The sequence below is a fragment of the Eubacterium pyruvativorans genome, assembly GCF_900102225.1.
Classification (GTDB): Bacteria; Bacillota; Clostridia; order Peptostreptococcales; family Anaerovoracaceae; genus Aminicella; species Aminicella pyruvativorans.
Window position 1 is genome coordinate 25,034 of sequence record NZ_FNBF01000022.1, and the last position, 12,373, is coordinate 37,406.

Below are 12,373 nucleotides of genomic sequence, written 5' to 3' on the forward strand. Positions count from 1 at the left end.
CTTACTTCACCTCCGCTTCCGCTTTCTTATCCTTCTTCACGCCCAGAGGATAATATGCGACCATCTTGTCGTTCAGCCAATGGAGCGAGTCAATCGGGCTCATGCCCCAGTTGGTCGGACAGGTGGACAGAACTTCAACGAAGTTAAATCCTCTGCCTTCCTGCTGCCGCTCGAATGCGGTGCGGATCGCTTTCTTCGCCTTGTTCAGATTCGGAATATCGGTGACGCAGACTCTCGCGCAGTAATCTACCGTGTCCATGGTGGACAGCATCTCCGCCATTCTGATCGGCATTCCGGCCTGCGTGACGGTTCTTCCCATCGGGGAAGTCGTCGTCTTCTGACCGACCAGCGTGGTCGGCGCCATCTGGCCGCCGGTCATGCCGTAAATACCATTGTTGACAAAGATCGTTGTGAACTTCTCCCCTCTCATGGCTGCATGTACGATTTCAGCCATACCGATGGAAGCCAGGTCACCGTCTCCCTGATAGGTGAATACGGTGTTGTCCGGACGGCAGCGCTTGATCGCTGTGGCCACCGCCGGCGCTCTGCCGTGGGCAGCTTCCTGCATATCCACATTGAAATAGTTGTACGCAAATACGGAGCATCCTACCGGGCATACACCGATTGTGTTATCCAGCAGTCCCATTTCTTCCAGTACTTCTGCCACCAGCTTATGGATAATACCGTGGTTGCATCCCGGGCAGTAATGGAGTTCCGCATCAGTCAGACCCTTGGACTTCTGATATACGATTGCCATCCTACTTCACCTCCTTCAGAGAGTTTTCAACGAATTCGCAGATCGCTTCTGCAGTCGGATGGACGCCTCCCATGTTGCCGTGGAAGAAAATCGGCTTCCGGTCATATACAGACAGCTTCACATCTTCCAACATCTGGCCGGCGCTCATCTCAACGACGCAGACCGCCTTGACCTGATCTCTGGATGCCACTTCCCGGAGCTGTTCATACGGATACGGCCACAGGGAAATCGGACGGAACATTCCGGCCTTCACACCCTTCTCACGCAGCATTTCCAGTGCGGACAGGCAGATTCTCGCCGGTGTGCCGTAAGCCACCAGTACGACTTCTGCATCGTCCAGGTCATGCTCCGCATATCTCACTTCGTTCTTCTCCATCAGCTTGAACTTCTTCTGGAGACGAATATTATTCTGTTCACACGGAACCGGATCAATGTACAGGGAGTTGATCACATTCGTATGATCCCTGCCGTTCTTTCCGGTGGTTGCCCAATCCTTCGGCGGAAGTTCTCTGTGCGGAACATCATGCCACTCGATCGGCTCCATCATCTGACCGATCAGGCCGTCAACGCAGATCATCGTCGGGTTTCTGTACAGATCCGCCAGATCGAACGCTTCCTGAATCAGGTCTACTGTTTCCTGAATATTGCTCGGCGCCAGGACGATGTTGTTATAGTCGCCGTTTCCGCCGCCTCTGGTCATCTGGAAATAATCAGACTGCGACGGCTGAATTGTTCCCAGTCCCGGGCCGCCTCTCATGCAGTTTACAATGACACACGGCACTTCCGCACCCGCCATGTAGGAAATACCTTCCTGCATCAGCGCAATTCCCGGGGAAGAAGAAGTCGTCATCACACGGATGCCGGCGCCTCCGGCGCCATACAGCATGTTAATGGTAGCAACTTCTGACTCGGACTGCAGGAATACTCTTCCGTGTTCCGGCATATGCAGGGACATGTACTCCGGCACTTCACTCTGCGGTGTGATCGGATAGCCGAAATAGGCTTCGCAGCCCGCGCGGATCGCAGCCTCACCGATGGCTTCATTACCTTTCCACAATTCCTTTGCCATTCAGATCACCTCCTAAAACTTCTCTACTGTGATAATTGAGTCAGGACACATCTTCGCGCAGCTGGCGCAGGCGATGCACTTACTCTGATCCGTGACCATGGCAGGATGGTAACCCTTGCGATTCGTCGTACTGGTATCCAGTGCCAGGATCTGTTTCGGACAGACGTTGACGCACAGCCCGCAGCCCTTGCAGCGATCTGTATCGAATGTTAATTTTGCTTCCATGTGGATTCCTCCTTTGCAGCCGTCCCGGCTGATCATGTTCACATTTCAATACACTACCTATACCTTATCACAAGCCCCTTGTATGTCAATGAATCGTGATTAAAAACATGAATCGCAGTTTGTATACATGTGATTTTTGTTATTGCAACCAAATTACCGCTTTTTTCCTTAACCTTACAAAACAATCGCTATCTTCTGAAAATATTTTCGTCCAAAAATCAGAAAAAAGCCGCCCCAGAGGGCGGCGCAGCGCACACAGAACGGTTGAACCCCCGGCAAGCCCCGATGATCCGCAGGCGTTCCATGGCAGTCCGTTTCTATCGCTCCGGCAGTTCGAACCCCAGCAGCTCCCGTTCCTGACGCTTCCGTTCTTCCTCCATATCCAGATCCGAGTTCGAAGACAGCTCATTGACCCGGGCATAAAGCTCCTGCAGTTTCCGGTCAATGGCATCCAGATCCGCCTCCTGCGTTTCCTTCTGCATGAACAGATCTTCCATCACATTTGTCAGATTCTGCATCTCCCGGAGGATTTTCAGATACTTGTCGAAATACGGCGTCTCATGGGCAATCCGGAACAAAATGTAATCCCGTTCGATCTTCTCCACCAGTTCCTGCTCGTCGGCGCAGTCTCCCAGGTAGAGAGAATAAGGCCTGACCCGGGTCAGATAAATCGTCTCGTTCTCCTTCACCTCGTAGATATAGGTGACATTCGTATGCTCATCCAGCCGGAACTTCACTTTGTTCACGAATGCGCTGATGTTCCGGATTTCCACTGCCCCCATCTGACGGAGCACAACATTCGCCATGCTTTCTGTAATTCTATTTTTGATCATTCGTTCCCGTCCTTTCTGCTCCCGATTCTATCTTTATCTTAGCTTTGCCCGGGTGGGTTGTCAAAGCCCCGCCTTAAGTCGATCGCTGAAGCCGGGATTTTTTTGTCCTTCCCCGGTTAGAGCCCGAACCGAAGCAGCAGCCAGGCCGATGCAATCAGCATGGAAATAATCATGATCGGGAAACCATCCCGCAGATAACGCCGGAAGGAAATCGGATACCCATGACGCCCCGCAATGCCGCTGAGCACCACGTTGGCGGAAGCCCCCAGCAGCGTGCCGTTGCCGCCCAGGCAGGCGCCCAGTGAAATGGCCCACCAGAGGGGCGTCGTGTCGATGCCCTGCCGGCCCATGGCCTGAATGAACGGAATCAGTGTGGCCACTAGAGGGATGTTGTCCAGCACCGAGGACAGAAGAGCCGATGCCCACAGCAGAACCATCATGGTGAGGATATCGTGTCCCCTGGTTACTGTCATGATGAACTTCGCCATGGCCTCGATGATCCCGACCTTCTCCAGTGCGCCGACCAGCACGAACAGCCCCATGAAGAACAGCAGCGTCGGCCACTCCACATTAGAAACCGCCTCTTCCACATCCACACCGCCGATCAGCAGCATCACCGCTGCGGCAGCCAGGGCCACGAAGGCAGTGTCATATCCGAACTGGTCGTGCAGAACGAATCCCGCCACAATCAGCAGAATCATCACGATGCTCTGCTTCATGAGCCGGGGATCCCGGATTTCCTTCCGCTCGTCCAGCAGCATGATCTTCTCCACTGCGCCGTCTCCGGCCACCAGCTTTCTGCCGTAAATCAGCTTCATGAACAGAAGGAGGACGATGAGAATGAACATACATGGAATGCCGTCATTGAACAGGAAGGCGACAAAGGAGAGCTTCGCTTCACTGCCGATCATAATATTCGGCGGGTCGCCGATCATCGTCGCCGTACCGCCGATATTGGAAGCAAAGATCTGGGCCAGCAGTGTAGGCACCGGATCCACCTCCAGCAAACGGGCGATGGTGATGGTCATCGGGCCCATGAGCAGAACCGTGGTGACGTTGTCCAGAAACGCCGAACACACCGCCGTCAGCAGCACGAACATGACCAGAATCTTCCACGGATCACCGTGAACCGACTTCGCCGCCCGGATGGAGACGTATTCAAACAGTCCGGAATGACGGATCACCCCCACGAACAGCATCATGCCCACCAGCACGCCGATAGTGTTGAAATCAATATACGAAATCGCCTGCTCCAGATTCACAATCCGAAAAGCCAGAAGCAGGACCATGCCGCTGATTGCGGCCGTCGTCCGATTGACCTTCTCTGTCATAATCGCAGCAAGCGACACCAGGAAGATCACACCAGCCAGTATCATCTGTGACATAATAACCTCCTCAGCCGCGTAATTTGTGTACGCGGCAGCACAAGTGCAGATTATAACACCGATTATCCGGTGTATAAACATAAAAGTATTTTATGTTTGTCCCCGCCGGCCGGCAAGTTAATTCGTGTAAAGAAAAAAGGAGCGTCACCGGGATTTCTCCCGGACCGCTCCACGTCCTTCTACTGATTCGCATCACTCTACTGTTTCGTGACCTTCTGCTGGTTCGTATTCTTCTTCCGTTTACAGTGTGCAAATACGCTCCAGCGCTTCCTTCGTGTCTTCGTGGGTTCCGAATGCCGTAAGGCGGAAGTACCCTTCTCCGTGCGGGCCGAAACCGGATCCCGGCGTTCCGACAACCTGCACCTTCTCCAGCAGGTGATCGAAGAAATCCCAGGACGTCATGCCCTGCGGGGTCTTCAGCCAGATGTAAGGCGCATTCACGCCGCCGAACGCCGTGTATCCCGCTTCCTGCAGGGAAGTCCGGATCATCTTCGCATTCTCCATGTAGTATCCGACCTGTTCCCCCAGCTGTTTTCTTCCTTCCGGAGAATAGACGGCAAGGCCGGCCTTCTGGATGATGTACGGCGCACCGTTGTACTTCGTACCGTGCCGGCGGGCCCACAGGTCATGCATCGGCGTTCCGTTCTGATCCTTCAGATCCTTCGGCACAATCGTCGCACCCAGCCGGACGCCTGTGAAACCGGCGTTCTTGGAGAAGCTGCGGATCTCAATGGCGCAGGTACGGGCCCCTTCGCACTCATAGATTGTGTGCGGAATGCGGTCCTTATCCGCCGCATTCGGATCGTCCTGAATATAAGCTTCATATGCCGCATCGAAGATGATGACAGCGCCCACCCGGTTTGCGTAATCCACCCAGGTCTGCAGCTGGCTCTTCGTCAGCACCGTTCCCAGCGGGTTGTTCGGGAAACAGAGATAGATGATGTCCGGTGTTCTCTCCGGCAGTTCCGGTGCAAAACCGTTCTCCTCCGTACAAGGCATGTAGACCACATCACTCCAGGTATTGCTGTCTTCCAGGAACGTGCCGGTTCTGCCCGCCATGACATTCGAGTCCACGTAAACCGGGTATACCGGGTCGCATACGGCGATCACATCCCGGTCGCTGAAAATTTCCTGAATGTTTCCGCTGTCGGACTTGGCGCCGTCGGAAATGAACACTTCATCATCCTGAATATCGCATCCCCGGGCACGGTAATCTTCCTCCGCCATGGCGTGGCGCAGGAATTCATATCCCAGATCCGGCGCATAGCCCCGGAACGTGTCGGCATGGGCCATTTCATCCACCGCATCGTGCAGCGCATCGATGATCACCGGTGCCAGCGGCTGGGTCACGTCGCCGATTCCCAGACTGATCACGGACTTATCCGGTTCCGCCTCCTTGAATTCCCGCACCTTGCGGGCAACCGTAGAGAAGAGGTAACTGCCTCTGAGCTTCAGATAATTGTCATTCGCATGAAACATCGTTTCTGTATCCTTTCACCATCGTGTATTCTCTGATTCAACCATATACTGCTTCCAATCCGTTCCCCGGGAACTACCGCAGATCAATCTCCCCTTCGAAAACCGTGACAGCCGGCCCGGTCATGAATACATGATCCGTTTTCTCATCCCAGTTAATTTCCAGGTCGCCGCCCCGGAGTTTCACCGTGACTTCCCGCCCCGTGAGGCCGTTCATGGCAGAGGACACTGCCACCGCACAGGCGCCGGTGCCGCAGGCCCAGGTTTCCCCGGCGCCCCGCTCCCAGACCCGCATCTCCACGTGGTTCCGGTCCAGAACCCGCACGAACTCGGTGTTCGTCCGCTCCGGGAAATAACTGTGATTCTCGAAAGACGGACCCACCGCTTCCAGATCAATGGCATACGGGTCATCCACATACAGCACAATATGCGGATTTCCCATGGAAACCGCAGTGAAATAATATGTCTTTCCCTGCACCTGAATCGGCTGTCGGATGAGTCTGCCCTCCGGATCCGCCGGCACCTCTCCCTTGCCCAGGATAACCGGGAGACGGTCCGCCAGAATACCCGGCTGACCCATATCCACGGTCACCTCGGAGACCTGACCGTTTTCCACGGTCAGGTCAAGGGACTTCACACCGGCCAGCGTCTCCACCGTGATGGAACGCTTGTCCGTCAGGCCTTTGTCATACACATACTTTCCGACACAGCGGATGCCGTTGCCGCACATCTCACCCCGGGAGCCGTCCGCATTGTACATTCTCATCTCGAAATCCGCCTTCTCGGAAGGACAGATCAGAATCAGCCCGTCCGAACCGATCCCGAAATGACGATCACTGACGAATCGGGCAGCCCAGGAAGGATCTTCCACGGTCTCTTCGAAGCAATTCACATAGACGTAGTCGTTTCCGATCCCCTGCATTTTCGTAAATTTCATTTATACCTCCTCCGTCCGGTCCCGCAGCCGAGGTTCTACCGTTCGCTGAACAGCAGATCGGAATAGGTCGGGAACGGCCATGCCTTTCTGTCTACCAGTATCTCCAGCTCATCCGCCGCTTTGCGGACAGCATCCATGTCTGACAGAATGACGTCGTGGCAGTAGTTCATGGCATTGTGGATTTCCTCCGGAATCTTCTCCAGATCCTCCACCAGTTTCAATTCACCTTCCATCAGCGTGTCTTCCAGTGCGCTGATCTTCTCTGCCGCCTTCTGCTCATAGGCTGCACTGACACCGGCCTTCTTCTTCAGGGCAATCCGGGATGCCAGTTCCGCCACATAAGCGGAAACCGCCGGCAAAATGTCTTTCCGGACCATATCCGATGTGGTACGGCCCTCGATGGAAACTACCTGAACGTAGTTTTCCACATGGATCCGTGCTCTGGCTTCCAGCTCTTCGTCTGTGTAAATGCCGTGCTTCCGCATCAGATCCAGGTTTTTCGGCGCCGTGTACGCCTTCAGCGCCTCCGGTGTGGAGCTGAGGTTGGACAGACCTCTTCGCTCTGCCTCTGCCAGCCAGTCATCCGTATATCCGTTGCCGTCGAACAGAATCCGCTGATGATCGGTGAAGGTTTTCCGGATCAGGTAGGACAGATCCTCCCGGAAATCCTCGGAATCCTCCAGAATATCGGCGAAACGGTTCAGTTCCTCCGCCATCATCGCATTCAGAACGATATTCGGTCCGGAGATCGACTGGGAAGAGCCCAGCATACGGAACTCGAACTTGTTGCCGGTGAACGCCATCGGGGAAGTTCTGTTTCTGTCGGTGTTGTCCTGACGGATGGTCGGCAGAACATCCACGCCGATTTCCAGGGTCTTCTTCCCCTGTTCCTTATAATCCTTACCCTTCACAATGGACTCGACCACTGCGCTCAGCTGATCACCCAGGAAAATGGACATGACAGCCGGTGGTGCTTCCTGCGCACCAAGACGGTGATCATTTCCTGCGAAGGCAACCGTTCCCCGCAACATGTCCTGATATTCATCCACGCCGGCGACGAATGCGGCCAGGAACAGCAGGAACTGCGCATTCTGGCTCGGGGTATTGCCCGGCTTGAACAGGTTCTTTCCGGTATCGGTGGCCAGGGACCAGTTATCGTGCTTGCCGGAACCGTTGACCCCTTCGAACGGTTTCTCATGGATCAGGCAGACCAGGTCATGACGGGATGCCACCTTCTTCATCAGTTCCATGGCCAGCTGGTTGTGGTCACAGGCAGTGTTGGCATCACAGTAGATCGGCGCCATCTCGTGCTGGGACGGGGCCACCTCGTTGTGCTTCGTCTTGGACAGAACGCCGACCTTCCAGAGTTCTTCATCCAGGTCCTGCATGAATGCCGCAACCCGCGGTTTCAACATGCCGAAGTAATGATCTTCCATCTCCTGGCCCCGCGGCGGCTTCGCACCGAAGAGGGTCCGTCCGGTCATGCGCAGGTCCTCCCGCTTGTTATACATTTTCTTATCAATCAGGAAGTACTCCTGCTCCGCACCCACCTGGGCGATGACCCGCTTCGTGTCATGGTCACCGAACAGCCGCAGGATACGGATCGCCGCACTGCTGATCGCTTCCATGGAACGGAGCAGCGGCATCTTCTTGTCCAGCGCCTCGCCGGAATAGGAGCAGAAAATCGTCGGAATGTACAGGGAACCTTCCTTCACAAATGCGAAAGATGTCGGGTCCCAGGCAGTATAACCTCTCGCCTCGAAGGTACTTCTCAGCCCGCCGGACGGGAATGAAGATGCGTCCGGTTCGCCCTTCACCAGTTCTTTTCCGGAGAAATCCATGATCACCTTGCCGCCGCCCGCCGGGCTGATGAAACTGTCATGCTTCTCTGCCGTAGAGCCGGTCATCGGCTGGAACCAGTGCGTGAAATGGGTGGCACCCAGATCCACCGCCCACTGCTTCATTGCTTCTGCGATCTCATTCGCCGTGTTGATGTCGAGGGTCTTTCCGTCTGTGACACATTCCTTCCAGGTGTTGTAGGATGTGCTCGAGAGACGTTCTTTCATTGTTTCTTCGTTGAAAACCATGGAGCCGAACAATTCCGGCAGCTTCTTCTTTTCTTCCATCGTTACCTCCATCATCTCTAAAACGACCTATACTATTATATATTCAACTTGTTTATGTGAATACAACAAAATTATATATTTCTGTGTTTTTTCACATACGATACGCACTTATCTGCCGCTGGCACCGTAGTTGGACAGCACCCGGGCGGACGGATCCTTCACGTCACAGCCCTTCCACGCTCTGTTCGGCATCCAGAAATCCGCGATCATGGCTGCCTGTCCCGGATAGTACTTCTCGAAGATGTCCCGGTACAGCAGACTTTCCTTGGTAAACGGCCGGCAGTATGCATACTTCTGGCAGCCCCGGAGGAATTCCTCATCCGTGTAACAGGATTCCGCATATTCCTTCAGGTCATCCACCATGGAATGGCCGACCGCATCACTGAAGGCTGCTTTTTGTCTCCACAGAATGCCGTCCGGCAGCAGGTGATCCTCTTCAAACGCATGACGCAGCAGGTACTTCCCCATGCCGTAGGTGTTCATCTTCAGCGCCGGATCGATCTGCATCACATACTTCACGAAATCCCGGTCACCGAACGGAACCCGGGACTCCATACTGTTGGCGGAGATACAGCGGTCCGCCCGGAGCACGTCGTACATGTGAATCTCGTCGATTCTCTTCTTCGATTCCGCCTGGAATGCTACAGCGTCCGGTGCGAAATCCGTATACTTATATCCGAAAAGCTCATCGCTGATCTCCCCGGTCATCAGAACCCGGACATCCGTGTGCTCGTGAATCTGCTTACAGCACAGATACATGCCCAGGCTTGCCCGGATCGTGGTAATATCCCAGGTTCCCAGAATCCGAATGACTTCCGGCAGCGCTTCCAGCACATCCTCCTTCGTCATGTGGAATGCCGTGTGATCGGCGCCGATGAAATCCGCCGCCTCCTGGGCATATTTCAGATCGATCGGGTCCGTGTCCATGCTGAGTATTCCGGAGTGAAATCCATCACCTGTCCGGCCATTGGAAATCACCATTCCGGTCAAACGGAAATCAGCATTCCAGAGATGGAAATCACCAATATCCTTTCTTAGAATAGTGATATGCACCTTTGGTGTAAATCTATTCTAAGGAGGTCAAAAGTATGACCCAATACCGTGAAATCCTTCGGCTAACAGCCTTAGGACTCTCGCAGCGAAACATTATGCAAAGCATCAATGTTTCGCAGAAAACCGTCGTCAAGGTCCAACGTCGGGCGAAAGAGTTAAACCTCTCATGGCCATTAGACGAGTCCTTGACTGACAGTGAGCTTGGGAAGATGATGTTTCCCAAACAGTCGAAGCAGACGCCTAAGAAGATGCCTGACTTCGATTACATCCACAAGGAACTGCTCCGCAACGGAGTCAACAAAAAGCTCCTGTGGACGGAATACCTGGAGGAATGCCGAATGTCCGGCGAAGAACCCCTCATGTATTCCCAGTTCTGCTATCACATCCAGCAGGATGAGCAGAAACGACATGCAACGATGCATATCCCCAGAAAACCCGGCGAACAGGTCGAGGTCGACTGGGCCGGTGACCCTGCCTACATCACGGATCCGGATACCGGTGAAATGATCCCCGCATGGTTGTTCGTAGGCGTGATGACCTACAGCATGTATCCGTATGTCGAAGCCTTTATCAATGAGAAGCAGCGCGCCTGGATCACGGCTCATGTACACATGTATGAGTACTTCGGAGGTGTGACCAGAATACTGGTTCCGGACAATACCAAAACGGCAGTGCTCCACACTGGCGACTGGTATACGCAGGAACTCAACACTGTTTATCATGAAATGGCCGAGCATTACAACACAGCGATCCTTCCTGCCCGCGTGCGGGCTCCGAAGGACAAACCGAACGCAGAGGGATCCGTTGGAGTCATCTCCACATGGATCACCGCAGCGCTCCGCAATGAACAGTTCTTCTCGCTGGCCGAACTGAATCGTGCTATCCGTGAAAAGCTCGAAGAATTCTCTCATCGGCCCTTCCAGAAAAAAGAGGGCAGCCGGTATGAGATCTTCGTGGCGGAAGAACTGCCGTTGATGGCTAAATTACCGGCTACCCGTTATGAACTGGCCGAATGGAAGTCAGCCACTGTTCAGTTCAATTATCACATATCTGTCGACGGAATGCTATACTCTGTTCCTTACGAGTACATCAAACGCAAAGTCGACGTACGGATAACTGATCAGGTAGTCGAAATATTCTTTAACCATAACCGAATCGCCTCTCATCGCCGCAGATACGGACGCAAGGGGCAGTACAGCACCATCACGGAACATATGCCGGAGGACCATCAGAAATATCTTGAATGGAACGGCGACCGTTTCCGCAAATGGGCTGAACGCATCGGAAGCAATACGTGCAAGGTCGTCAATGCGATCCTTGCCTCCACGAGAATCGAGCAGCAATCCTATCGCAGCTGTATGGGGCTTCTGAGGCTGGCAGAGAAATACTCTCCCCAACGACTGGAAGCCGCCTGTATCAAGGCACTGTCATACACTGCGAGCCCCAGCTACAAGTCTGTGAAAAACATTCTTGTCGCCGGAAAGGACAAACCAGAAAAGGTTGATCCTAAATCGGAATCTGCTAAATCCCGTAACTCTCATGCCATCACCAGAGGTGGTGACTACTACAGGAGGTAACTGACCATGACGAACCAAAGCACTATTGATAAATTGATCGAAATGCGCCTGACATCCATGTCTGATGCATTTCTCACACAGATGGATGACCCGAAGATGAAGGATATCGCTTTTGAGGATCGTTTCGGGATGCTGGTCGATATCGAATACAGTAACCGAAAGGCCAACAGCCTCAAACGTCTCATACGCAATGCCGGTTTCGATCAGCCGGAGGCGTTCATTGCCGACATCAACTATACATCCGGGAGAAAACTCAACAGGAAACTGATCGAGCGACTCTCCACCTGTGAATATATTACGGAGCACCGGAATCTGTTCATCACCGGAGCGACCGGCAGCGGAAAGACCTACCTGGCCTGCGCCTTTGGCATGGAAGCCTGCAAACAACGCTACCGGACGAAGTATGTTCGCCTTCCGGATATGCTCCTGGAACTTGAACTTGCACGATCCGATGGAACGTACAAGAAAGTCCTTGCCAAATACGCCAATCCGGTCGTTCTGATTCTGGATGAATGGCTGCTGCTGAAGCCGACTGAGGCTGAGCAGCACGACATTCTGGAACTGCTCCACAGAAGGCGGAAGAAATCATCCACCATCTTCTGTTCGCAGTATGAACCGGATGGCTGGTACGATCAGCTGGGAGGCGATGACAGCCCTCTGGCTGAGGCTATCCTGGATCGTATCAAACATGATGCCTACAAGATCAATATCGTACCTTTGGATCCCACCAACTACCGCTCCATGAGAGAGGTATATGGATTGGATCCTGAACTAAGCGAGTAAACAGGCAGCGGTTTCCCCGTTCCGGAATGGTGGTTTCCACCGCCGGAACGGCGGTGCCGTTGAACCGGAATACACGTATTTATGATTTCCACCGGCCGGACTGGTGATTTCCAGTTCACCGGATTTGCGCTTTCAGCACACCGGAATATTCA

Annotated in this window: 10 protein-coding genes and 1 pseudogene; 2 read left to right on the forward strand and 9 right to left on the reverse strand. The window is 53.8% G+C overall.

The genetic code is table 11. From position 1 onward, the window contains the following. Position 1: 1 nt before the first annotated feature. The 9 genes and pseudogenes from BLQ24_RS07745 to BLQ24_RS07785 all read right to left on the reverse strand — a co-directional run. Positions 2 to 757 carry a thiamine pyrophosphate-dependent enzyme gene (locus tag BLQ24_RS07745; RefSeq protein WP_090164353.1) on the reverse strand — a complete coding sequence of 252 codons (756 nt, stop codon included), beginning with the start codon at positions 755 to 757 and terminating at the stop codon, positions 2 to 4. A gap of 1 nt (position 758) precedes the next feature. Further along, positions 759 to 1,826: a 3-methyl-2-oxobutanoate dehydrogenase subunit VorB gene (locus tag BLQ24_RS07750; protein WP_090164355.1), complete on the reverse strand. Its 1,068-nt coding sequence runs from the start codon at positions 1,824 to 1,826 to the stop codon at positions 759 to 761. 12 nt (positions 1,827 to 1,838) lie between these two features. Further along, a complete protein-coding gene (locus tag BLQ24_RS07755; RefSeq protein ID WP_090164376.1) occupies positions 1,839 to 2,051 on the reverse strand; it encodes a 4Fe-4S dicluster domain-containing protein in 213 nt (70 codons plus the stop codon). 317 nt (positions 2,052 to 2,368) lie between these two features. Continuing rightward, positions 2,369 to 2,884 carry a hypothetical protein gene (locus BLQ24_RS07760; protein WP_090164357.1) on the reverse strand — a complete coding sequence of 172 codons (516 nt, stop codon included), beginning with the start codon at positions 2,882 to 2,884 and terminating at the stop codon, positions 2,369 to 2,371. A gap of 116 nt (positions 2,885 to 3,000) precedes the next feature. After that, positions 3,001 to 4,269: an ArsB/NhaD family transporter gene (locus tag BLQ24_RS07765; RefSeq protein WP_090164359.1), complete on the reverse strand. Its 1,269-nt coding sequence runs from the start codon at positions 4,267 to 4,269 to the stop codon at positions 3,001 to 3,003. 240 nt (positions 4,270 to 4,509) lie between these two features. Then, positions 4,510 to 5,748: an LL-diaminopimelate aminotransferase gene (locus BLQ24_RS07770; RefSeq protein ID WP_090164361.1), complete on the reverse strand. Its 1,239-nt coding sequence runs from the start codon at positions 5,746 to 5,748 to the stop codon at positions 4,510 to 4,512. Positions 5,749 to 5,821: 73 nt separating this feature from the next. Next, on the reverse strand, positions 5,822 to 6,682 hold the full coding sequence (gene dapF / locus BLQ24_RS07775; RefSeq protein ID WP_090164363.1) for a diaminopimelate epimerase: 861 nt from the start codon (positions 6,680 to 6,682) through the stop codon (positions 5,822 to 5,824). 35 nt (positions 6,683 to 6,717) lie between these two features. Beyond that, positions 6,718 to 8,808, reverse strand: a complete 2,091-nt coding sequence (locus tag BLQ24_RS07780; RefSeq protein ID WP_090164365.1) for a glutamine synthetase III family protein — start codon at positions 8,806 to 8,808, stop codon at positions 6,718 to 6,720. 108 nt (positions 8,809 to 8,916) lie between these two features. Further along, positions 8,917 to 9,729, reverse strand: a pseudogene (locus BLQ24_RS07785) (asparagine synthase-related protein); the annotation flags it as partial. 167 nt (positions 9,730 to 9,896) lie between these two features. Between BLQ24_RS07785 and istA the strand changes: the two are divergent. Next, entirely contained in the window at positions 9,897 to 11,438 is a 1,542-nt protein-coding gene (gene istA / locus BLQ24_RS07790) for an IS21 family transposase (protein WP_090164368.1), read from the forward strand. A 6-nt stretch (positions 11,439 to 11,444) separates the two neighbouring features. Further along, the gene (locus BLQ24_RS07795; protein WP_090164370.1) at positions 11,445 to 12,221 is read left to right on the forward strand and encodes an ATP-binding protein; all 777 of its coding nucleotides are present in this window, start codon (positions 11,445 to 11,447) and stop codon (positions 12,219 to 12,221) included. Positions 12,222 to 12,373 lie beyond the last annotated feature (152 nt).

Excerpts from the sequence above, each read along its gene's own strand:
- BLQ24_RS07745 (WP_090164353.1), bottom strand. The coding sequence starts at position 757 with ATGGCAATCGTATATCAGAAGTCCAAGGGTCTGACTGATGCGGAACTC.
- BLQ24_RS07750 (WP_090164355.1), bottom strand. The coding sequence starts at position 1,826 with ATGGCAAAGGAATTGTGGAAAGGTAATGAAGCCATCGGTGAGGCTGCG.
- BLQ24_RS07755 (WP_090164376.1), bottom strand. The coding sequence starts at position 2,051 with ATGGAAGCAAAATTAACATTCGATACAGATCGCTGCAAGGGCTGCGGG.
- BLQ24_RS07760 (WP_090164357.1), bottom strand. The coding sequence starts at position 2,884 with ATGATCAAAAATAGAATTACAGAAAGCATGGCGAATGTTGTGCTCCGT.
- BLQ24_RS07765 (WP_090164359.1), bottom strand. The coding sequence starts at position 4,269 with ATGTCACAGATGATACTGGCTGGTGTGATCTTCCTGGTGTCGCTTGCT.
- BLQ24_RS07770 (WP_090164361.1), bottom strand. The coding sequence starts at position 5,748 with ATGTTTCATGCGAATGACAATTATCTGAAGCTCAGAGGCAGTTACCTC.
- dapF (WP_090164363.1), bottom strand. The coding sequence starts at position 6,682 with ATGAAATTTACGAAAATGCAGGGGATCGGAAACGACTACGTCTATGTG.
- BLQ24_RS07780 (WP_090164365.1), bottom strand. The coding sequence starts at position 8,808 with ATGGAAGAAAAGAAGAAGCTGCCGGAATTGTTCGGCTCCATGGTTTTC.
- istA (WP_090164368.1), top strand. The coding sequence starts at position 9,897 with ATGACCCAATACCGTGAAATCCTTCGGCTAACAGCCTTAGGACTCTCG.
- BLQ24_RS07795 (WP_090164370.1), top strand. The coding sequence starts at position 11,445 with ATGACGAACCAAAGCACTATTGATAAATTGATCGAAATGCGCCTGACA.